Annotated in this window: 1 protein-coding gene; it reads left to right on the forward strand. The window is 47.4% G+C overall.

What is annotated here, in order from left to right; translation table 11 throughout:
* Positions 1-722, forward strand: a 722-nt coding sequence (gene ltrA, locus AB4161_RS20620; RefSeq protein ID WP_372084127.1) for a group II intron reverse transcriptase/maturase, incomplete at both ends; no start/stop codon positions are given.

Raw genomic sequence — 722 nt, forward strand, 5'->3', positions numbered from 1 at the left:
GTTCTTGGTGTAGAAATCCCCAAAGCTAGTGGTGGCGTAAGGCAATTAGGTATCCCAACAGTCCTTGATAGGGTAGTCCAACAGGCAATCACATCAGTGCTGTCATGTATCTATGAGCCGAAGTTCTCCGACAGTAGTTACGGGTTTAGACCCAACCGCAGTGCGCACCATGCATTGTCGGCCGCCAGTCGCTACATCCGAGAGGGTCGAGGTTATGTAGTAGATATCGACCTAGCAAAATACTTCGATACAGTGAATCACGATAGGCTAATGCACAGGCTGTCACAAGATATTGCTGATAAACGCGTGTTAAAGCTAATTAGGTCATACCTACAGGTAGGCATAATGCGACATGGACTAGTTGAGCAGAGACAACGAGGCACACCCCAGGGTGGGCCATTATCTCCGCTACTATCAAATATTGTATTAGATGAACTGGATAAAGAGCTAGAGCGTAGAGGGCATAAGTTCTGTCGATATGCAGATGACTGTCAAATCTACGTGCGTAGTGAGGAAGCCGCTCATCGAGTCAGAGAGTCGATAACGGAGTTCTTGGAGCAGAAACTAAAGCTGACGGTAAACCGTAAGAAAAGTGCAGCAACGAGAGTGACAAAGCGAACTTACCTAAGCCACCGCTTCCAGATAGACGGAAGAATCGGGATATCGAAGACGGCACAAGCTCAAATGAAGAAGCGAGTACGTCAGATAACGAAGCGAAATCG

This window comes from Vibrio sp. 10N.286.51.E5, assembly GCF_041469125.1.
Classification (GTDB): domain Bacteria; phylum Pseudomonadota; class Gammaproteobacteria; order Enterobacterales; family Vibrionaceae; genus Vibrio; species Vibrio crassostreae_C.